Source organism: Pedobacter sp. AK017, from assembly GCF_014200825.1.
In the GTDB taxonomy this organism is placed as follows: Bacteria; Bacteroidota; Bacteroidia; order Sphingobacteriales; family Sphingobacteriaceae; genus Pedobacter; species Pedobacter heparinus.
In genome coordinates this window covers 1-21,319 of record NZ_JACHCW010000007.1, presented here as the reverse complement: position 1 = coordinate 21,319, position 21,319 = coordinate 1, and the positions used below count along the sequence as shown (strand labels likewise).

At 40.1% G+C, this 21,319-nt stretch carries 19 protein-coding genes and 1 pseudogene; 5 read left to right on the top strand and 15 right to left on the bottom strand.

Annotated elements, in window-relative coordinates:
- Positions 1-71: 71 nt before the first annotated feature.
- Positions 72-2,117, top strand: coding sequence for a M13 family metallopeptidase (locus HDC92_RS11360; RefSeq protein ID WP_183874576.1), 2,046 nt, complete (start codon positions 72-74; stop codon positions 2,115-2,117).
- A gap of 80 nt (positions 2,118-2,197) precedes the next feature.
- Here the strand turns inward: HDC92_RS11360 and HDC92_RS11355 are convergent, their stop codons facing one another.
- The 4 genes from HDC92_RS11355 to recJ all read right to left on the bottom strand — a co-directional run bounded on the left by HDC92_RS11355 (position 2,198) and on the right by recJ (position 6,761).
- On the bottom strand, positions 2,198-2,626 hold the full coding sequence (locus HDC92_RS11355; RefSeq protein ID WP_015809486.1) for a CBS domain-containing protein: 429 nt from the start codon (positions 2,624-2,626) through the stop codon (positions 2,198-2,200).
- 125 nt (positions 2,627-2,751) lie between these two features.
- Entirely contained in the window at positions 2,752-4,260 is a 1,509-nt protein-coding gene (locus HDC92_RS11350; protein ID WP_015809485.1) for a GH3 auxin-responsive promoter family protein, read from the bottom strand.
- Positions 4,261-4,281: 21 nt separating this feature from the next.
- On the bottom strand, positions 4,282-5,016 hold the full coding sequence (lptB, locus tag HDC92_RS11345) for an LPS export ABC transporter ATP-binding protein (protein WP_015809484.1): 735 nt from the start codon (positions 5,014-5,016) through the stop codon (positions 4,282-4,284).
- Positions 5,017-5,057: 41 nt separating this feature from the next.
- Positions 5,058-6,761: a single-stranded-DNA-specific exonuclease RecJ gene (gene recJ, locus HDC92_RS11340; protein ID WP_183874574.1), complete on the bottom strand. Its 1,704-nt coding sequence runs from the start codon at positions 6,759-6,761 to the stop codon at positions 5,058-5,060.
- A gap of 83 nt (positions 6,762-6,844) precedes the next feature.
- Here recJ and HDC92_RS11335 point away from each other — a divergent pair, with 83 nt between their 5' ends.
- Positions 6,845-7,612: an MBL fold metallo-hydrolase gene (locus HDC92_RS11335; RefSeq protein ID WP_183874572.1), complete on the top strand. Its 768-nt coding sequence runs from the start codon at positions 6,845-6,847 to the stop codon at positions 7,610-7,612.
- Between the two features lie 4 nt (positions 7,613-7,616).
- Here the strand turns inward: HDC92_RS11335 and HDC92_RS11330 are convergent, their stop codons facing one another.
- The 5 genes from HDC92_RS11330 to HDC92_RS11310 form a co-directional block, all read right to left on the bottom strand.
- The gene (locus tag HDC92_RS11330) at positions 7,617-8,015 is read right to left on the bottom strand and encodes a response regulator (RefSeq protein WP_015809481.1); all 399 of its coding nucleotides are present in this window, start codon (positions 8,013-8,015) and stop codon (positions 7,617-7,619) included.
- A 145-nt stretch (positions 8,016-8,160) separates the two neighbouring features.
- Positions 8,161-8,754 (bottom strand): YceI family protein, encoded by a 594-nt coding sequence (locus tag HDC92_RS11325; protein WP_183874570.1) that lies wholly within the window; start codon positions 8,752-8,754, stop codon positions 8,161-8,163.
- Positions 8,755-8,794: 40 nt separating this feature from the next.
- Positions 8,795-11,677: an aminomethyl-transferring glycine dehydrogenase gene (gcvP, locus tag HDC92_RS11320; protein WP_183874568.1), complete on the bottom strand. Its 2,883-nt coding sequence runs from the start codon at positions 11,675-11,677 to the stop codon at positions 8,795-8,797.
- Between the two features lie 91 nt (positions 11,678-11,768).
- Complete coding sequence (locus tag HDC92_RS11315) at positions 11,769-12,332, bottom strand: hypothetical protein (protein ID WP_183874566.1); 564 nt, start codon at positions 12,330-12,332, stop codon at positions 11,769-11,771.
- Between the two features lie 4 nt (positions 12,333-12,336).
- The gene (locus HDC92_RS11310) at positions 12,337-13,059 is read right to left on the bottom strand and encodes a pyridoxine 5'-phosphate synthase (protein WP_015809477.1); all 723 of its coding nucleotides are present in this window, start codon (positions 13,057-13,059) and stop codon (positions 12,337-12,339) included.
- Positions 13,060-13,083: 24 nt separating this feature from the next.
- On the opposite strand from HDC92_RS11310, the gene HDC92_RS11305 reads away from it, so the two are divergent.
- Positions 13,084-14,658, top strand: coding sequence for a mechanosensitive ion channel family protein (locus tag HDC92_RS11305; RefSeq protein WP_183874564.1), 1,575 nt, complete (start codon positions 13,084-13,086; stop codon positions 14,656-14,658).
- Positions 14,659-14,670: 12 nt separating this feature from the next.
- Positions 14,671-15,663, top strand: a complete 993-nt coding sequence (locus HDC92_RS11300) for a polysaccharide deacetylase family protein (protein WP_183874562.1) — start codon at positions 14,671-14,673, stop codon at positions 15,661-15,663.
- A 126-nt stretch (positions 15,664-15,789) separates the two neighbouring features.
- Here HDC92_RS11300 and ahcY read toward each other — a convergent pair whose 3' ends face one another.
- The 3 genes from ahcY to HDC92_RS11285 form a co-directional block, all read right to left on the bottom strand.
- Complete coding sequence (gene ahcY, locus HDC92_RS11295) at positions 15,790-17,106, bottom strand: adenosylhomocysteinase (RefSeq protein ID WP_015809474.1); 1,317 nt, start codon at positions 17,104-17,106, stop codon at positions 15,790-15,792.
- Between the two features lie 283 nt (positions 17,107-17,389).
- Entirely contained in the window at positions 17,390-17,914 is a 525-nt protein-coding gene (locus HDC92_RS11290; RefSeq protein ID WP_221270956.1) for a hypothetical protein, read from the bottom strand.
- On the bottom strand, positions 17,889-18,569 hold the full coding sequence (locus HDC92_RS11285) for a DUF3800 domain-containing protein (protein WP_183874560.1): 681 nt from the start codon (positions 18,567-18,569) through the stop codon (positions 17,889-17,891). The genes HDC92_RS11290 and HDC92_RS11285 overlap by 26 nt, the downstream gene beginning before the upstream one ends.
- A 160-nt stretch (positions 18,570-18,729) precedes the next feature.
- Between HDC92_RS11285 and HDC92_RS11280 the strand changes: the two genes are divergently transcribed.
- Positions 18,730-19,299, top strand: coding sequence for a hypothetical protein (locus HDC92_RS11280; RefSeq protein WP_183874559.1), 570 nt, complete (start codon positions 18,730-18,732; stop codon positions 19,297-19,299).
- A 324-nt stretch (positions 19,300-19,623) separates the two neighbouring features.
- On the opposite strand, the gene HDC92_RS11275 is transcribed toward HDC92_RS11280, so the two are convergent.
- The 3 genes and pseudogenes from HDC92_RS11275 to HDC92_RS11265 all read right to left on the bottom strand — a co-directional run.
- Complete coding sequence (locus HDC92_RS11275; RefSeq protein WP_183874557.1) at positions 19,624-20,262, bottom strand: DUF6266 family protein; 639 nt, start codon at positions 20,260-20,262, stop codon at positions 19,624-19,626.
- An 11-nt stretch (positions 20,263-20,273) separates the two neighbouring features.
- Positions 20,274-20,903: a DUF6266 family protein gene (locus HDC92_RS11270; RefSeq protein WP_183874555.1), complete on the bottom strand. Its 630-nt coding sequence runs from the start codon at positions 20,901-20,903 to the stop codon at positions 20,274-20,276.
- A 102-nt stretch (positions 20,904-21,005) separates the two neighbouring features.
- Positions 21,006-21,319 (bottom strand): annotated as a pseudogene (locus HDC92_RS11265) (peptidoglycan-binding protein); the annotation flags it as partial.

The following is a 21,319-nucleotide window of genomic DNA, read 5'->3' as shown; positions in this document are numbered from 1 at the left end:
TTCATCGGGCTTTAAATAGCAGGTGGTTAAATATCTTTTTACTAAGTTTGAATATACTAACTCATTAATCTATGATAAAATTGAATAAGCCTGCAGGTATTGCTGTGGTTGCCGGAACCATCCTTTTTATGTCCGCATGTAACAGTCCAGGGGCTAAAACTACCGACCTTTATTCAGGTATTGTCCTTAAAAACATGGATACCACTGTAGCTCCGGGCAATAATTTTACTGAATACGTAAACGGCACATGGGTGAAGAACACCAAAATCCCCTCAGACAAAGCTTCTTTTGGGGCAATGGCCATTGTTAATGATAAAGCCCAGGATGATGTGAAGGCGATCATTGAGACCGCAGCAAAGGTTAAATCTAAGGATGGGTCTGAAGAACAAAAGATAGGTGATTTTTACGAGTCTTATATGAACATGAAAGTTCGTGATGCTATCGGGCTTGAACCGCTTGCTGCCGAATTTAAAAAGATCGATGCGCTTACCACAAATAAAGACCTTGCCGGTTATTTTGCCTATGCCAATAAATTGGGTTTTAAAATTCCTTTTAGCCTTGGGGTAATGGAAGATTTTAAAGATCCGAAAAAATATATGCTGTTCAGCTGGCAAGGTGGTTTGGGTTTGCCAGATCGTGATTACTATTTGCTTACTGATGCGAAGTCGAAAGAGATACGCAATAAATACATTCAGCATATAGAAAATATGCTGAACATTGCCGGAATACAGGATGCAAAAGCTATCGCAAAACAGGTTATGGCTTTGGAGACCCTGATGGCTTCCAAACAGATGAAAAAAGAAGATACCAGAAATATGGCGGCATTGTATAATAAGTATGCTGTTAAGGATCTGAATAAACTGCTGGTTGATTTTGACTGGAATAATTTGCTGCTTGAGGGGGGGATCAGGGGAGTAGACAGTTTGGTGGTTACACAGGTAGCCTATACCAAGGACCTGAATGCTATCCTTAAAAATACACCTATAGATACCTGGAAAAACTATTTGAAATGGGGAGTAATTACAGAGAGTGCAAGTATGTTGAATTCTGCCCTGGATCAGGAAAATTTTAACTTTTATGGTACAACATTAAGGGGTATCAAAGAACAGAAGCCGCAATGGCGCCGGGCTGTTGATGTGGTAAATGCAAACCTGGGTGAAATGGTAGGTAAGTTGTATGTGGAAAAACATTTTCCTGCAGAGGCTAAAGAGCGGATGGTAAAGTTGGTGGCCAATCTTTTAAAAGCGTATGAAGCCAGTATTAAAGAATTGGACTGGATGAGCCCTGAGACCAAAAAACAGGCTTTGATAAAAATTAACAAGTTCACTCCTAAAATTGGTTATCCGGATAAATGGAGAGATTATAGTGCATTAAAGGTGGTTAAAGGTGATCTTTATGGTAACAATGTACGTGCAACAGAATTTGAGTATAACCGGACCATAAACAAACTTGGTAAACCTGTAGACCGTTCTGAATGGGGGATGAACCCACAAACAGTAAATGCTTACTACAATCCGCCTATGAACGAAATTGTGTTTCCTGCAGCAATCTTACAGCCTCCTTTCTTTGATATGAAAGCAGATGATGCGGTAAATTATGGCGGTATAGGTGCTGTGATCGGGCACGAGATTGGTCATGGTTTTGACGATCAGGGCAGTACATTTGATGGGGATGGTGTGATGCGGAACTGGTGGACAAAGAAAGACAATGAAGAGTTTAAAAAGAGAACCAATGCACTGGTAGCACAATATAGTGCGTTTAAAGTGCTTCCTGACCTGAATGTAAATGGGAATTTTACGCTTGGCGAAAATATTGGTGACCTTGGTGGCTTAAGCATTGCATTGAGGGCTTATAAAGCAAGTTTAAATGGTAAGCCTGCACCTGTTATGGATGGTTTTACAGGTGAACAAAGGGTGTTTATTGGCTGGGGCCAAGCCTGGTTAAATAAATCTACAAATGAGGCTTTAAGAACACAAGTGGGGACAGACCCACATGCTCCGGCCACATTCAGGGTAAATGGGGTGGTAAGGAATATCCCGGAGTTTTATACTGCATTTAATGTAAAACCTACAGATTCTTTATATCTAGCTCCTGAAAAAAGAGTTAAAATCTGGTAAAAGATATGCTTTATGCTAAAAAAGCCTGTTCAAGGTAAATGAACAGGCTTTTTTAGCATACGAGGTATGAGCTGGTCATATTAACTGCTGATATAGCTCTCCAGCTGGGAAATGGTTTGCTTCTGGTCTTCAATAATAAACTTTACCACATCACCTATGGATACCATACCCAAAAGCTGCTGCTCCTGCATTACAGGTAAGTGTCTGATGTGTTTATCTGTCATAATACCCATACAAAAGTCTATGCCATCGGATGGAAGTACCGTGATGGGCTGGGCAGTCATGACTTCTTTTATAGCAGTTTCAGCCGAAGACTTTCCGTGCAGGATAATTTTTCTTGCATAATCCCGCTCTGTAAAAATTCCTACTAGGCGCTTACCGTCAAGAACCATCAAGGCACTAATGTTTTTTTCCATCATTACTTTTAAGGCATCTAAAACTGATGAGTTTTCTGTTACAGAGAAAATTTGGGCTGATTTGGTGCTGAGTAACTGCTGTACGGTTTTCATAAGCGATTCATATTTAAAAACACGAATTCTATCCATCTCTTCTCTTCCTTTGAACGAAATAGAAACGCAGATGAAATTTAATAAAAAAAAATGAATTTTAATAATCTTTCTGCAAAAACAATAATTTAAAGTATAGATAAAATTTCATCAACATATTTCCGGTCATTGGCCAGTCGTGGTACTTTGTGCTGCCCACCCAGCTTCCCTTTAGATTTTAACCAGTTATAGAATGTATTGGAAGGTGCATTGTGCACTTTAGGTCTACGCAACGCAAGGTCTTTAAAACGTTTGGCATCATAATCAGAATTTACTTCTCTCAGTGTCTGATCTAAAACATCTATAAATCTTTCAAAATCATTGGGCTGCTGGTCAAATTCAATGATCCATTCATGGCCGCCAACTTCTTCGCCTTTAAAGTAGATAGGACAGGCCGTATAATCTTTAAAAACAGCCCCTGTTTCAGTGCAGGCTTTGCAAATGGCCTGTTCGGCATTGTCAATAATAACTTCTTCGCCAAAAGCATTGATAAAATGTTTGGTACGGCCGGTAATTTTTATCCGGTAAGGAAAAAGACTGGTAAACTGGACGGTATCCCCAATCATATAACGCCATAAACCTCCATTGGTAGAAATGATAATGGCATAATTCTTATTCAGTTCAACTTCTTCCAGCGATAAGGTCCGTGGATGCTCAGTCTCTATATGCTCAAGAGGAAGAAATTCATAATAAATTCCGTAATCCAGCATCAACAGCATTTCATCCGAGTTTACCTCGTCCTGTATGCCAAAAAAACCTTCTGATGCATTGTATGTCTCCAAATAATACATTTCATCTGAAGGTATAAGTTCCTGGAACTGTTCTCTGTAAGGCTTAAAATTAACTGCGCCATGAATGTACAGCTCCAGGTTGGGCCATACTTCAAGCAAATGCCTTTTTCCTGTTATTTCTAAAACTTTTTTTGCCAGTACAATGGTCCAGGTAGGCACACCAGCAATATTGGTTACATTCTCCTTAATCGTTGCTTCAGCCATTTTTTCCATCTTCTCCTCGTAATTATCCATCAGGGCGATAGAAATATTTGGGGTACGGTAATATTCGGCCCATACCGGCAGGTTTTTGATCAGTACTGCCGAAAGATCTCCGTAGAAGGAGTCTTCATTCAGCTGGTTGATCTGATGGCTTCCCCCAAGTACCAGGCCCTTCCCGGTCAGGATCTGGTTATCGGGTCTGTTGTTACAAAAGATAGACAGCATGTCTTTACCCCCTTTAAAGTGACATTCCTGTAAAGATTCTTCAGATACAGGGATAAATTTACTCCTGTCGCTTGTTGTTCCGGATGACTTGGCGAACCATTTGATCTCTGAAGACCAAAGGATATTTTGTTCACCTTTAAGCATGCGCTCTATGTAAGGCTTTAAAGTATCATAGTTTTGAATGGGTACCCTTTCTTTAAACTGCTGTGGAGAAAGGATGGACTGATAATCATACTTCATTCCCCATTCTGTATATTCTGCGCTGGATATCAGTTTGTGAAACCATTCTTCCTGCACATCGTGCGGGTATTTCATAAAAAGCTCGATCTGGTGAACGCGCTTTTTCATATACCAGGTAAAAATTGAATTTACAATTGCCATCTGTGGGTTTTTGAATAAGGACTATAATTGTTTTTTGCGCAATACGAAATTCGAACCAAGATAAACTCTTCTCACCATCTCATTGGCCGCAAGTACCTCTGGCGTGCCCGATTCCAGTATTTTACCTTCAAAAAGCAGATATGCCCTGTCGGTAATAGACAAGGTTTCCTGAACATTATGGTCTGTAATCAATATTCCAATATTTTTTTGTTTAAGCTTAGCTACAATGGTCTGGATTTCTTCAACAGCAATGGGGTCTACTCCTGCAAAAGGTTCATCCAATAAAATGAAATTCGGGCTTGCAGCCAGGGCCCTCGCAATTTCCGTCCTTCGCCGTTCTCCACCAGACAGCAAATCACCCCTGTTTTTACGTACTTTATGCAAGCTAAATTCTGTAATCAGTTCTTCCAGTTTTTCATGGCGCTCCTCCCTGTTCATTTTTGTCATTTCTAAAATGGCCATGATGTTGTCCTCAACCGAAAGCTTCCTAAATACCGATGCTTCCTGAGCAAGGTATCCTATGCCTTTCTGGGCCCTGCGGTACATAGGGTCTTTGGTGATATCCTGTTCATCCAAAAAAATGGTACCCTCATTGGGTTTGATCAGGCCGACAATCATATAAAAAGATGTTGTCTTACCTGCACCATTAGGTCCCAGCAAACCCACAATTTCACCCTGACTTACACTAAATGACACATCGTTAACAACTGTTCGCTGCTTATATTTTTTGATGAGATGTTCAGCTCTTAATATCATTTATAATTACGATTTGCGATTTCTTATCATTATAGATTTACTCAATTCAGTTTGATCTCTTTAATATTTAACTGTAAACGCTTTTGCGCTTTCCATATATTTTCTTCAATTGTATAACAAACAGAAAAAGGCTGGTTTGGTTGTAACAGTTGTTCATATTCTTCAGCCATTCCAAAAGCTATGCATTCAAAAATAGATGAATTTTGTTGTTTTATAGCTAATTTTAAATGTTTTGTGCCTACAACATAAGGTTTGCTGGCTAGAAATACTTCATGGCTCACAAATACAGGGGCCATATTGTGTGGGCCAAAAGGGGCCATTTGAGCAATAATGCGCTGAAATTTTCCATCTATCTGCCTTAACCGGATCTCGTTGTCTATACTGATTTCGGGACAAAGCAGGTCTTCCGTAATGGTTGCAGCAACTATGTTTTCGAAACGTTCTGTGAAAAAACCGATATCTTCAGCTTTTATGGTTAATCCGGCTGCAAATTTATGTCCGCCAAATTGTACCAGCAGATCTTCGCAGCCCAGTAGTGCCTCATAGAGGTCAAATCCTGCTACAGAACGTGCAGATCCGGTTAACAGACCATTCGATTTGGTAAGTACGACTGTAGGACGATAATATTTTTCTGTCAGCCTCGAGGCCACAATACCAATTACCCCCTTATTCCAGCTTTCATGGTAAACAACGGTTGTTTTTTTATTGATGAGGATTTCACATTCAGCTATCAATGCCAGGGCTTCGGCAGTCATGTTCTGGTCCGAAGTTTTGCGTTCTGTATTTTGAAGGTTGATCAGTAAACTCTGTTCCTGTGCCAGATTATCCTCCGTACAGAGCAACATTTTTACTGCCTGGTTGGCATGATCCATCCTTCCGGCAGCATTAATACGTGGGGCAAGTGTAAATACCACGTCGGTAAGGGTGTAATCTTTGTTTTTTCCTGATATGTCCATCAATGCCTTGAGCCCTATACAGGGATTGCTGTTCAGCTTAATCAGGCCGTGATAAGCCAGTATCCGGTTTTCATCTTCTATCGGGACAATGTCGGCCGCAATACTTACCATCACCAGGTCCAGGTAACGCTCATACTGCTCCTGAGGTAGGCGATGCTGCAGGCAGTAAGCCTGTGCCAGTTTAAATCCAATACCACAACCAGCCAGCTCTTTAAAAGGGTAGGGGCAATCCTTCCGTTTTGGATCAAGTATGGCCACTGCAGCCGGTAATACCTCACCAGGTAAATGATGGTCACAGATGATAAAATCGATATTCAGACTATTGGCATAAGCTATTTTATCTGTTGATTTTATCCCACAGTCAAGCGCAATAATTAAGCTGATGCCATTTGCATTTGCATAATCAATCCCTGCTGTAGAAATGCCATAACCTTCTTTATGTCTGTCCGGAATATAATAGCCTATCTGATCTGTAAACTGGCTAAAGAAACTAAAGGCAAGGGCTACAGATGTGGTCCCGTCTACATCATAATCGCCATAAACCAATATCTTTTCGCGACTGTTAATGGCCTTATCAATACGTTCAATAGCTTTGTCCATGTCCTTCATTAAAAAAGGATCGTGTAACCTGCCCATGTCCGGTCTGAAATATTGCCTTGCCTCTTCGAAAGAGGAAATACCCCTTTGTACCAGTATCTGGGCCAAACTGCTGTCTATGTTTAATTGTTGTGCAAGCAGCGCTGTTGTCTCTTTATTGCCCTGTAAAGCCTGCACCCATCTTTTCTTCATCTAATTATAATTCTATTACTTCATGCAGGTTCCATATCTTTGCAATGATTCGTAAATATATCATTTATTAAATAACTACGCCATTGCAAGTTTTCACTTTATACGAAGGGTCTTATTCTGTAGCTGCCGATAAAAAGTTTATTCCTTTTAACCCGGAAACAGATGATCCAAAAAGCAGACCAGCTTCTTTATTTATCCATATTCAGCCTTTTCTTGTGCAGTTAAAAGATTCACTGATTTTATTTGATACCGGATTGGGGTATAGCAATGAGGAAGGACAGCTCATCCTGCATGAAAATATAAGAAAGGCAGGTTTTGATCCGGAAGCTATAAATATGGTGCTCATGTCGCACCTGCATTTTGATCATTCAGGTGGTATGGTCCATCATCGGGCAGAAAAAATGGGACTTAGCTTTCCCAATGCCAGTTATGTGATACAAAGGGGAGAATGGGAAAGTGCATTTACAAATCCATCTTCTTCTTATAAAACGGAAATATTTGAATTCCTGCAACGCAATGCACAACTCATTTTTATTGAAGGCTCGGGGCAGTTGACACCCGAGATCAATTATGAACTGACAGGTGCCCATACCCCATTTCACCAGGTTTTTTTATTGGATGACGGGGTCGATAAAGTGTTTTTTGGTGGTGACGTTTTACCTGAGCCCGAAGAACTTTTAAGAAAGTTTATCGCCAAATATGATTTTGATGGCAGAAAGGCAATGGAATTAAGAGAAGAGTTTGGTAAGAAGGCTGCGGCCGAAAACTGGAACTGCCTGTTCTATCATGCCAAAACAAAGGCATCTGGCCATGTAAGTTTAACAGCTGAAGGACAGTTTAAGATCACTTAGTTTTTTATTGCTCCAGCAATTTAAAAAGCTCTATTAATCTCTCTATAGATAGAGGTTTGGAGATAAAACCCTTCACTTTTGCATAAGTTTTTGCCTTTTCTATGTCGTTTTCATAAACCGAAGAAGACAGCATATACATGTCTACCCTTTGCGTGATGTTCAGCTCTTCATAGGTTTCCAGAAACTCCCAGCCATTTAAAACCGGCATATTAATGTCAATAAGGATCAGATGAGGGAAGGTTTCCTGACCCATTGTGGCCTTTAAATGATCAATGGCCAATAAACCATTTGCCTTGGATACCATATTAACGTTGTATCCCGTTTTTTCAACAATCTTTTTGATAATGAAGATGTTGATGTCATCATCATCAATAACGAGAAGGTTAATTCTATTGTCCATCATAAGGGTTACCTGGCTTATGCCAGCATATTTGCTGCTGATATAAAGTTATGAAATATGTCTGTAAATATTTTAAAGGATAAACATTTATTTTATTAATAAAAAAAGCCATTACAGAGAATGGCTTTTTAATGTTTTAATATAAGTTTTATTTTTTTGCAAACAGTTTGATAGAAAGTTCAAAGTCATCATAAATCATTTTGTCGCCTATATCTGGAAACATACCTTTAGACCTGAATTTAATACCGAATTTAGTTCTGTCAACAACAATCTTATCTGCCGTTGCGGTTACAGAGCCATCTGCATTCCACACTACTGCTGCAGGGAAGGTAACAGGGTTTGTAATTCCTTTTATGGTAAGATCTCCTGTTACATTTACCTGGTTTCCAGTTCCGGAAGTGACTTTTTTGATCACAAAAGTAGAAGTAGCGAACTTATCGACACCAAAAAAATCATCAGCTTTTAAGTGACCTTCAAGTTTTGCGCTTTTATCGGCATCCTTTATAGTAGCCATATTGATTACAAAATTTCCACCGTTAAGCTTTTTCCCTTCAAACTGTAAACTGCCCGACTGCAGGTTGACAGTTCCATTATGGCCACCGGTTACCTTTTTGGCAGCCCAGGTTAGTGTCGATTTTTCCAGGTCAACTTTATAGATGACAGGTTTTACTAAGGGCGCTATAAAAGCCGAGGAAGTGATTACTATAAGCAGTAATGCCAATGCGCTGAGTTTTAATTTCATCTTTTTATGTTTTTGATGCAATATATGTTTTTTGATGTATTTATGCTACCGGCTCTTCCATGTAACTTTCAATAGGCGGACATGCACAAACCAGCGACCTGTCGCCATAAGAATCATTCACCCTGCCTACGGATGGCCAGAACTTATATGCAGCAACATAAGGCAAAGGAAATGCAGCTGTTTGCCTGCTGTAAGCATGGTCCCATTCGTCGCCCGTTACTATGGCGGCAGTATGGGGTGCATTTTTTAATGGATTATCTGTTTTGTCCAGTTCACCGTGTTCAACTGCGGCAACTTCTTTTCTGATAGCGATCAATGCATCACAGAAACGGTCAAGCTCATGTTTAGGCTCACTTTCTGTTGGCTCAATCATCAGAGTGCCTGCAACCGGGAAAGAAACTGTGGGTGCATGGAAGCCATAGTCCATCAAACGTTTGGCAATGTCAACTACTTCAATTCCGTAACTCTTAAAGCCTCTACAGTCCAAAATCATCTCGTGTGCACAGCGTCCGTTTGCACCTGAGTATAAAACAGGATAATGCTGTTCCAAACGTGCTTTCATGTAATTGGCGTTTAAAATGGCATATCTGGTGGCATTTGTCAGTCCATCAGTACCCATCATGGCAATATAGGCGTGAGAAATAACAAGGATCGAGGCAGAGCCCCAGGGAGCAGAAGACACGGCATGAATAGATTTTTCATTATTGATGTCTACCACAGCATGACCAGGAAGGTAAGGAACAAGATGTTTGGCTACACCAATCGGGCCCATACCGGGCCCACCACCGCCATGGGGGATGCAGAAGGTTTTATGTAAGTTTAAATGACAAACGTCAGCACCGATATTGCCAGGGCTTGTTAGTCCGACCTGAGCATTCATATTGGCCCCATCCATATAAACCTGACCGCCATTTGCATGGATAATGTTACAGATGTCAACAATGCTTTCCTCAAATACACCATGTGTAGAAGGGTAGGTCACCATCAGGCAGGATAGATTGGCCGCATGTTCTTCAGCTTTTGCTTTTAGATCATCTACATCAATATTCCCGTTTTCCAGTGATTTAACAATTATAATCTTCATTCCTGCCATTGCAGCAGAAGCCGGATTGGTACCGTGTGCAGACGAAGGGATTAGGGCAATGTTACGGTGCGCATCGCCGCGGTCATTATGGTAAGCCCTGATCACCATTAAGCCCGCATATTCGCCCTGAGCGCCTGCATTTGGCTGTAAACTCATGGCTGCAAACCCTGTAATTTCACTTAACCATTTGTCCAGTTCATTAAATATGGTATAATAACCTAAAACCTGATCGGCGGGTGCAAATGGATGGATCTTGCCGAATTCCGGCCAGGTTACCGGGATCATTTCCGTTGTTGCATTTAATTTCATGGTACATGAACCTAAGGCAATCATAGAATGACAAAGAGAAAGATCTTTGGTTTCCAGCGATTTGATATAACGCAGCATCTCATGTTCAGAGTGGTGTGCGTTAAAGATCGGATGTGTTAAATACGTGGATTTACGCTGCAGTGCTGCAGGAATAACGGTAACCAGGTTTTTGTCATCAGCCAGTTCAACCGTATCAGCGGCAATGGCCTTTACTTTTGAAAAGATCCTGGTCAGCAGTTTAATGTCCTCAAAAGAAGTGGTCTCATCCAAAGCAATGGTAACTATACCACCTTTATAGTGCAGGTTGATCTCATTATCGATGCATTCCCTGTGGATAGAGTCTGCCAGATTACCTAAATCCAACTGTATAGTATCAAAATAAGCTTTGTTCAGTTGTTTATAGCCTATTTTTTCTAAAGATTTAGCTAAGGTAACTGCAAGGCCATGGGTACGTTCGGCAATTAGTTTTAAGCCTTTTGGTCCGTGATAAACCGCATAAAAGCCAGCCATAATAGCTAAAAGTGCCTGGGCGGTACAAATGTTGGAAGTAGCTTTGTCCCTGCGGATGTGTTGTTCCCTGGTTTGTAAAGCCATACGTAAAGCATAATTGTTATTGCTGTCTATGGTTACACCAATGATACGGCCTGGTATAGCGCGTTTATATTCATCTTTTGTTGCAAAATAAGCTGCATGAGGGCCACCAAAGCCCATTGGTACGCCAAAGCGTTGGGTAGTGCCTACCACTACATCAGCGCCCCATTCTCCCGGAGGTGTCAATAGGGTAAGGCTCAGCAGGTCGGCCACAACTGTTACTTTAACATTTTTATCATGTGCTTTTTGTGCAAAACCGGTATAATCAAATACCTCACCGTTACCGGCAGGATACTGGATAATGGCGCCAAAAAAATCTTCATTAAGCTCAAAAGACTGGTGGTCACCAATTACCAGTTCAATACCATAAGGATTGGCCCTTGTTTTTAAAATATCTATGGTTTGCGGGAACAACAGTTCAGATACAAAGAACTTTGTTGCCTGCTGGTTTTTTTTCAAGCTGTACTGCATAAACATGGCTTCTGCAGCAGCAGTACCTTCATCAAGCAAAGATGCATTTGCAATCTCCATTCCGGTAAGGTCAATCACCATAGTCTGGAAATTTAACAAGGCCTGTAAACGGCCCTGGGCAATCTCGGCCTGATAGGGTGTATATTGGGTATACCAGCCCGGATTTTCCATTACATTCCGCAATATTACCCCCGGAGTAATGGTGTCATAATAGCCCTGGCCTATATAAGATTTGAAAACTTTATTTAAAGAAGCTGTTTGTTTTAAAGCTGCAAGATAATCTGTTTCAGATTTAGCTTTTGGCAAATCCAAAGGTTGTTTTAACCTGATTTTTTGAGGAACAGTTTGTTCAATCAGTTCCTCAACAGAGCCTAGCCCAATCGTGTGTAACATTGCATTGGTATCCTGTGTGTTGGGTGCAATGTGACGGTTTTTAAAGTCCTCTTTGTAATGAATATCTAAGCTCATGATTCTATGAATAAAAAAGTTGCGCAAAGGTAATAAAAAATACCCTTAGCTTCAGTTAAAAAGGCTGCATAAACTTTTAATAAAGTACTGTTTATTCTCCGGTAACCGCCCAGCCCGATTCTTTTTTATACTTCAGTTTATAGGTTTTGGTAATGAAATTGCTGCCCGTATTTTTATCCTTGTAAAAAACAGTAAAAGCATTTTTTACCTTTTTGAGCATTACCGTTACCTTTGCTGTTTTGTTGCTGCTTTTATCCAGGCTAACCGCTCTGTCTTCATCGGGTGCATATTCAATTACCTTAATTGTTGCCCTGTTCTGTTCCTGTTTCAGCACAAAAGGTTTCGACTTATCGGTTAAACTGATCAGGTATACATAAGAGCTGTCTTTTGACAGGAATTTCTTTTTTTGATCCTGTAGTTCCATCTCTACAAAGCCCTTGTCCTGCAGTTCTTTGTATCTGGCCAGCTCTGCTTTGTCATTTTTACTTTTAAATTTTATCTCGCCCAGCTCCAGTCGGCCGGTTTCATAAACCGGATTCAGTTTCAGGTAAGCTGTAACAATAGCTGTTGCTGCACTTTGATCTAATACTGCATTGTTGCTGCAGGCTGTCATAAAAACAATAAACAGCAGGCATAAGGAGGCGATTCTCTTCATAGGTTTAGTTGTGTTTTAACTGCTTTAAATACATTTGTATAGTGTTTTCAAGGCCTAAGTAAAGTGCATCACTAATCAGGGCATGGCCTATGCTTACTTCCAGCAAACCAGGAATACTTTCTGCAAAGTATTTCAGGTTGTGCAGGTCAAGATCATGTCCGGCATTAATACCCAGACCAAGTTCATGGGCCTTGTGTGCTGCAGCAACGTAAGGTAAAACGGCTTTTTCCCTGTTGTCGTAATAGTTATGTGCATAAGCTTCTGTGTACAGCTCAATCCGGTCTGTACCGGTTAAAACCGCTGCTTCAACCATTTCAACCACAGGGTCAACAAAAATAGATACCCTGATGCCTTCCGCTTTAAACAGCCCGACCATCTCTTTCAGGTAAGCGGCATGTTTGATGGTATCCCAGCCATGATTGGAGGTAAGCTGTCCTTCTGCGTCAGGTACTAAAGTAACCTGTGCAGGCTTATTGGCCAGTACCAGCTCTATAAACTTCTGCTCCCTGCAATTGCCCTCAATATTAAATTCTGTAGCAATTACAGCCTTTAAATCAAAAACGTCCTGGTAACGGATATGTCTTTCATCCGGACGGGGATGCACTGTTATGCCCTCAGCACCAAAGCGTTCACAGTCTAATGCTACTTTTACCAGATCCGGATTATTGCCGCCGCGGCTATTGCGAAGCGTAGCTATTTTATTGATATTTACAGATAGATGTGCCATGCACAAATATAAAATAAATAACCTATGTCGATACGATCTCTATTTGTTTTTATAGCCCTTCTGAGTATTTGTAGCCTAACCTATGCCCGGCAGGATACCAATGCTTTTAAAGGTTATCCTGTCATTGCACATGCAGATACCTTATTCCATATAAAAAATAAGCTTGGCTCTTTATCCGCCCAGGAGAGGGCCGAGAGAACCTCTGCAAAAGTGGAAGCCCTGGCAGAAGACCTGCTTTTTGTAGCTGATTCTTTAGTCACAGAAGATGATTCAACCCTTGTGTCGATTAGCTATAAAGGTAATGTGCTCCTGAGTTTATCGAAAGCTGATGCAGATTCCGTAAAAATGGATAGACAGGTAATGGTTAAGGCTTACCAGGAAATTATACTCAATAATATCCATAAGTATAAGAAGGATACAGATCTGACAGAATTGTTAAAGCGTGGGGCATTAGGTATCCTGATCATCTCTATTCTGGGCATATGTATATTTTTCCTGAATAAATATTCAAACCGTTTCAATGCCTGGCTCCGGGTAAAGCTGCATCAAAGGATTGCAGGCCTTAAAATTAAAAATTATGAGCTGATTAGCGGTAAGGACGAGCTGCTGCTGATCCGAAAGGTACTTAACCTGGTTAAGATACTTGTGATATTTATTCTTGTTTACCTGACGCTGCCTATCGTATTCCGCCTTTTTCCTTGGACAAAACCCTGGAGTGATAGTCTGATTGGTTTTGTGCTTAACCCCCTGAAAAATATATTCAGCGGAATTATTGCCTTTATCCCCGACCTGATTACAATAGCAGTTATTGTGTTTGTATTTCACTACATTAAAAAAGCAATTAAATTTCTGGCAAATGAGATTGAAGCGGAGAAACTTAAGATCAATGGCTTTTATGCCGATTGGGCAAAGCCAACCTTTAACATTGTCAGGCTTGTATTAAATGCGTTTATGCTGGTGGTGATATGGCCATTTATCCCGGGCTCAGATTCGGGTATATTTAAAGGTGTTTCTGTATTTTTAGGATTGCTCATCTCTTTTGGTTCTTCGTCTGCCATCAGCAATGGTGTGGCCGGTATGGTCATTACCTATATGCGGCCTTTTAAGTTAGGTGATATTGTGAAGATTGGTGATACAACGGGTACTGTACTGGAAAAATCACTGTTGGTCACGCGTATCTTAACTTTTAAAAATGAGGTCATTACCATTCCCAATAGTGCTATATTAAATGGGAACACAGTAAATTACAGTAGTATGGCCAGTCAGAATGAGTTGATTATCCACACATCTGTTACCCTTGGCTACGATCTTCCCTGGGCACAAATTCATGAACTGTTAATTGCTGCGGCTTTGGCTTCTGAAGGGGTAATCAAGGAAAAAGCGCCGTTTGTATTACAAACCAGCCTTGAAGACTGGTATGTATCCTATGAACTGAATGTTTATATCAATAATCCACAGAAAATGCCCCGTATCTATTCGGAGCTCCATAAGCAAATTCATATCGCTTTTGATGCTGCAGGTGTAGAAATCATGTCGCCGCATTACCAGGCCATTAGGGATGGGAATGCAAGTACTGTTTCCCCCATTAAGGTGTCTTAATCAACTATCATTATGAAAAGGTTTTTTAATCGTGTTTTAAAATGGACCTGCATCATCTGTTTATGGTGGGGTATCACCTCAACTGCGGGGGCGCAAATTACAGTTGCCGGCTATAAACGCTACTTTGCCGTAATTAAATATGAAAACAAAGATCAACTGGTATTGCGTAAATTTAAAAAGGACGATGCTGAATCTTTTCTGATTGTTGATCCGGCGGTACTTAGCACCCAAGTTATTCCTGTTGGTAACCTTAGCCCAAAAGTGCTGAGCTGGCAGGATGTCCTTTCTTATTTTAAAGATAGCCCTTATGTTAAAACCATAAAAGATGCTGCCCGATTATCCGGCAGTTTACAGGATGCAGGAATTATTCATGGATTTCCTAAAGAAAAGGGGATAATATTAACGATAGACCTTTGCCCATCGCATAAACCACTCGACAGGGTCATTTTTACCTCATTGATCACAGAGTTTCAGCGAACAGAAAAGCCAGTCCCGATCGCGATCTCAATTAGCGGGCGATGGATGCTTACCCATAGCAGCGATTTGAAATGGTTAAAGGAGCTGGTGTCCTCCGGAGATATTTTGATTACATGGGTAAATCATTCTTACAATCACCGGGTGAGTGCCAAAGCCCCACTTAAAACCAATTTCCTGCTGGAGCCGGGTACAGATCTTGATTTTGAGATACTGGGTACAGAAATAGCCATGATCCAGCAAGGTTTAATGCCCTCTGTTTTCTTTCGTTTTCCCGGACTGGTCTCAGATTCACAGGCGGTGGCCAAATTGCTTACTTATGGTCTTATTCCGGTAGGGAGCGATGCCTGGCTGGCAAAAGGGCAATCTGCCAAAGCCGGTAGTATTGTCCTCATCCATGGTAATGGCAATGAAGAACTTGGTGTTAAAGATTTTATCCTGCTATTGAAGGATAAACAATTACAGGTTCAAGGAAAGCAGTGGATGATGTATGACCTGAGACAAAGCGTGGAAGAAGAATTCGGTCAGTAAAATTATACCGCATACCGCATAAAAAAGGGGAGTAGTCCAAATGGACTGCTCCCCTTCTATTGTATCCCGGGAATCACAAATCTCACTACGAAGTAGCGACGAGACAATCCCCGATCGTAGATCAGATTAGTATCTGTAAGCTTCCGGTTTAAACGGACCTTCAACAGGAACACCAATGTAATCAGCCTGGTGCTGATCTAAAACATCCAGTTCCACACCAATTTTAGCCAGATGTAAACGGGCAACCTTCTCATCTAAATATTTAGGAAGTACATATACTTTGTTCTCATATTTATCTGTGTTGGTCCAAAGTTCCAACTGGGCTAAAGTCTGGTTGGTAAAAGAGTTAGACATGACAAAGCTTGGGTGACCAGTTGCGCAACCTAAGTTTACCAAACGGCCTTCAGCCAATAAAATGATGTCTTTGCCATCAATGGTATATTTATCAACCTGAGGTTTGATCTCTACTTTAGTATCACCGTAGTTTTTGTTTAACCAGGCCACGTCAATCTCATTGTCAAAGTGACCAATGTTACAAACGATAGCTTTGTCTTTCATGGCTTTGAAGTGTTCAGCACGTACAATATCACAGTTACCGGTAGTGGTCACAATGATGTCAGCCTCTTTAACTGCTGTAGCAAATTTCTTTACTTCATAACCTTCCATTGCTGCCTGTAATGCACAGATCGGATCAATTTCTGAAACAATCACACGTACACCCTGAGAGCTTAAAGATTCTGCAGAACCTTTACCTACATCGCCATAACCTGCAACAACAGCCACTTTGCCAGCCATCATTACGTCAGTTGCACGACGGATCGCATCAACCAGCGACTCGCGGCAGCCGTATTTATTGTCAAATTTAGATTTGGTAACAGAATCGTTTACATTGATGGCAGGTAAATGTAAAGTGCCATTTTTCATGCGCTCATATAAACGGTGTACACCTGTAGTGGTTTCTTCAGATAAACCTTTAATGTCGGCAATCAGTTCAGGGAACCTGTCGAACACCATATTGGTCAAATCACCACCATCATCAAGGATCATGTTTAAAGGTTTGCGCTCAGGACCAAAGTGTAAAGTTTGCTCAATACACCAGTCAAAGCTTTCTTCGTCCAAGCCTTTCCATGCATAAACCTGGATACCTGCAGCGGCAATAGCAGCAGCAGCGTGATCCTGGGTAGAGAAGATGTTACATGATGACCAGGTCACTTCTGCTCCAAGTTCTACCAATGTTTCAATTAAAACCGCAGTCTGGATGGTCATGTGTAAGCATCCTGCAATGCGGGCACCTTTTAAAGGTTTTGATGGTCCGAATTCTTCACGCAATGACATTAATCCGGGCATTTCTGCCTCTGCCAGTCCGATCTCTTTGCGGCCCCATTCTGCCAGTGAAATGTCCTTAACCTTGTAAGGAACGTAAGTTGTCTCTACTGATGACATATTTTCTTATTTAAATGAACTGCAAATTTACAGCATTTGCTTGTCAATAACAAAAAAGCATTATCATTATATAGTGCTGAAGTCAAAGGATTAATTGTCTATGGACTAGCTTTTTTTACGGCAAGTAACACAGGTATGATTTTGGTCGATCCCCCATATTATGTAAATATTTAGAAAATATTTTTTTTTTACAGAATGTAAGACTACTTTTGTATCAGTTCATTCTTCATTCGAAGAAAGGAAATCGAAAAGCGCATAACCTAGAAGTTGTGCGCTTTTTGCTTTATAAAATATCAGGTAGTCTTCTTTTTCGATATTTTGATCCAAATTTATCTCTTTTGGCGTCTTTTCCAGTGACGTGGTAAGCACTAAGTAAGTAATACGCATCGATTTCTCTAAGGGGTTCCAGGACTACCACATATTTTTCTTCAACATCATAAATGTAAGTACGAAATCCATCTGGCTCTTCTACAGAGAATATTAACATATTATCTGGCTTTCTTTCTTCGATATGATACTTCAGCCAATGTAAACGGCATGATCTGTCTGGATCATATTCTCTTGCTCTTGTGGTTTTGCAAACCATTACGGTTGTAAGGTGAGTAAATAATGTTTGCATTTCTATAACTCCATCTTTGGGTGTAGGGGTGATTGGCCTATTCCTGAAACAAAAATTCGGATGATTTGCTATGTCTCTGTTAAATATACCCATTAATGAAGCAGATCGTTGATATGCATTAAGCGCATGTATATCAAGTAATGCGTTATATATTTTTATCAAGTTAAGAGGCATTTTTAATGAAATCAATGATGAATAGGTTGAAATTATTTAAATAATTAGTTTGCATTAGATCATCAGAGATTCGTTGTCGAATCTTCTCGATTATCTGCATCTTTGCCTCATTAGCGTGAAGTTTGTCGTTGTGCAAATAAGAAACGGCTCCCATAAAGAAGTCCGTTAACTGCATTAATATACTTTCATGAGATCTAATATTCTGAACATTTCGAAAAACACCATATTTAGTATTGAGTATTTCCATTAGCTTTCTAACCTTTCTAGCACTTAAGCTGTCTTTAATGTCTAGGTATACATTGTAATTATAGGAAGTATCAATGTTATGATTAAGAAGATAGTAATACATGGTGTAATAAAAATCATCATAACTCTTACCGTGCGCCTGATAGTCTATTTTTGATTTTAATATTGCAATTGTCCTAAATTTTAATTGAGTCTTAAAAAAGTAATCAACGAGGTCAGAGTAAAAATGTATTTTTGACTTCGAAACGGATGTCCACTTAATCTCTGCATAAAAATTATGTTTCCTTTTTAATTCCCTTACCGCTTCAGTATGAAGTTTGGTTTGATTATAGGGACATTTTATTGAACCTAAGAATAAATACTTTTTGTGATCATTTTCAATATGACAGCTTTCATCGCAATATAGATTGTAAGTTTCTTTCATTTTTAATTCTTTAGGAAGAGAGCAGTTTAGATTTGGTTTTACAATAATATACATAAGTTGCTGAATTCGAAATATAAGTGCTAGTCATCTTTTTATAGAATTTATTGGGATAAGTCTCGCTGATGTATCAAACTCTGATCATTTATGTAAATTAGCCCTCATGGATATAAATAATTTTGGCCCGTTCGATAGCAAAGTCTGGGGAACTTTTTTTGATTGTACCATGGTAGTTGTCACAAGCTTTACACTTATTTACCTAATAAAGACATTTAAAGCTCAGTCTTCTTCGTTAAGCATACAACAAAAAACGCTTGAATCACAACTTGCAGTTCAGAAAGCTCAGCAACTAGCCACCGAAATTGAACAAAGACGTTTTGAATCTGAAATTCGACCTGACGTAAAAATAGAGGCATCGTTCATGACGGACAAAATTAATATAACTCTGACTCCTATAAATCGGGCCTTGCGTTATCTTACATACAAGATATCTCAGGTATCAGCCGGTATTACTGATTGTAGTAACATAGTAAATCAACCCCCGTCAACTTATGTCTTAAATAGCAAGATAAATTTAGGGTACTTATGGGATCGTAAAATTGAAGATCCGCTTTTATTTTCTATTGATTTAACGTTTCAGGATGAAATGGACAATAAATATGAACTAAAAATTGGGGTCGGAAAAGACGGAAGTGTTTTGAAAATGGGCCCTCGTAAGGCGAAAACAATATAAAAGGTAATCCTTTCGTATTCTTTTTATTTTACAAATTTGAATCATATAATTTATTCTAAACCGACAGCCAGGGTCGGCCAGGTTTTTCTTATCAATTTAATAATGATTTTTTGATGAAGATGGAAAAACTTGGCAAAATTGAAAAGCCGTTCGAGTTAAAAGGCGTAAGGTAATACAACATCTATTGTGGATACCGTAAACCTGGATATGATAACATCTAACCAAAATAATTTAACAGTAAAAAACTTACATAATCCGTTGGCACTTTGACGCAACAAAGAATTTTCAAACGGGATGCAATGGTAAATTGTATCCCTTTTTTAATTACTTGTTAAAATTCCCCAGATAAGTACTATTAGCTATCCGGGTTCTGTTTTCCGCTATAAAAGAAATATAAACCTCCATATATTCACTAAGTAAATCGGGCTGCAGGTTCAGCACATCTTCACAGCCCGATCTTTTTGCACCATATAAATTAAATACAGCCTTTTTTAGCTTTGGGAAATAAGCCATCAGCATCACCTGGTCATTTCCGAAGGGCCAGGCAAATTCGGTAGGGCAGAGCCAGGTAAATTTCAGCCCTTCCGGTAGCTGTTCAACCTCTGGGCTTATGGCGCCTGTAAGGCTACCCTGAGTAAGCAATACCGATGGATAATCCATTTCAATACTGGGGTAAATGCCCTGCAATGCTTGCTTTTTGTTATGAGAAACGGCCATATTGTAAGCCCCTTTGTTTGTGCCTTTCGCTTTTAATTTAAACCCGACATTCACAAATTCGATAACTGGCTTTAAAAAGCTGTTTATTACGGTTATTTGCTGCCTGCAGCTCAATTGTTTTTCTGTGGGTGGTTTGGTTATCTTGCCAACAGTACGCACCACCTGTTTACCATTAATTTCATAAAATACAAGGTTTCCTATTTTACCACTGTAATTACCTGCTATTCCATTTTTTAAAGTTCCCATTTTATTAATTTTTAAATTGTTCCCAAATAAACACTGTCACTAACCACTTTCTCATCAGCACTCGTAAAACTCATAAACACATGCATGTCATAACCTGTCAAGTCCTGTGGTATGCCCATACTGTAGCCCAGCATTAATCTTTCGGTAGCACTTACCTTTATTACAAAAGCATTTTTGCCAGGGCAATACACCAAAAAGCTGGCCCTGTCTGTGTGTTGGCTAAATTGATGCTGCACATCTGGCTGCCAGTTAATCACTATAGCATTAGTTCCTAAACTAACTGAAGGGCTATTTGGCCCGGCCAAACTACCTTTACTAAAAACCAGCTTGCTGTAATCAATGCCGTAATCTGGCGAAGTCCCCGTAATAATGTGTTTAAAGTTGTATTTCACTGCTGCATTAAAGCTGTTCTTTTTACCATCAGGGTCTCTGAACCCTATAGCTATTAAGCGTTTTAACCATTTCAAAAAGCCAAAAACCAATTCAAACTTTAGCTGCTGGTCTATTTGCGCTGCTGTTCGTGGTTTTGTAGCCTTATGCGGCAAGCCCGATATCACACTTTTACCTTTCACTTTACGGCCAACCAATGGCCCGGTTCTGCCTTCAAAACCACCGAATATTCCTTGTCTAATGATTCCCATGATGTTATTTTGTTCTATCGTCATCTCGACGGCAGGAGAGATCTCTTGAACTATGCCTAAACAAGAGATATCTCCCTGCGGTTCGATATGACGGGTTAAATACTACAACCAATCCGCATACTTTGCAATTGTCCTTTTGTGCCTCAACTTTCTCATCACAGCATCGCCCTCCCTTGAACCCGCAACATTGGTATTACCCTCAACGGTTTCACACCATTCTCCCTTTACGCCAATTACAATTCCGCAATGTGCTATCCTTCGCAGCGATGGAAAATACAGCCCCATTACCATCCCAGGCAATGCTGCTTTTACTATTCTTCCGGGGGGAAAGAGCGCGGGGCTCCAGGCCGTTTTTGGCGCTTTGTATCCTGCCTGCCCGAAGCACCATGAACAGAAGGCCGCGCACCAAGCCACTT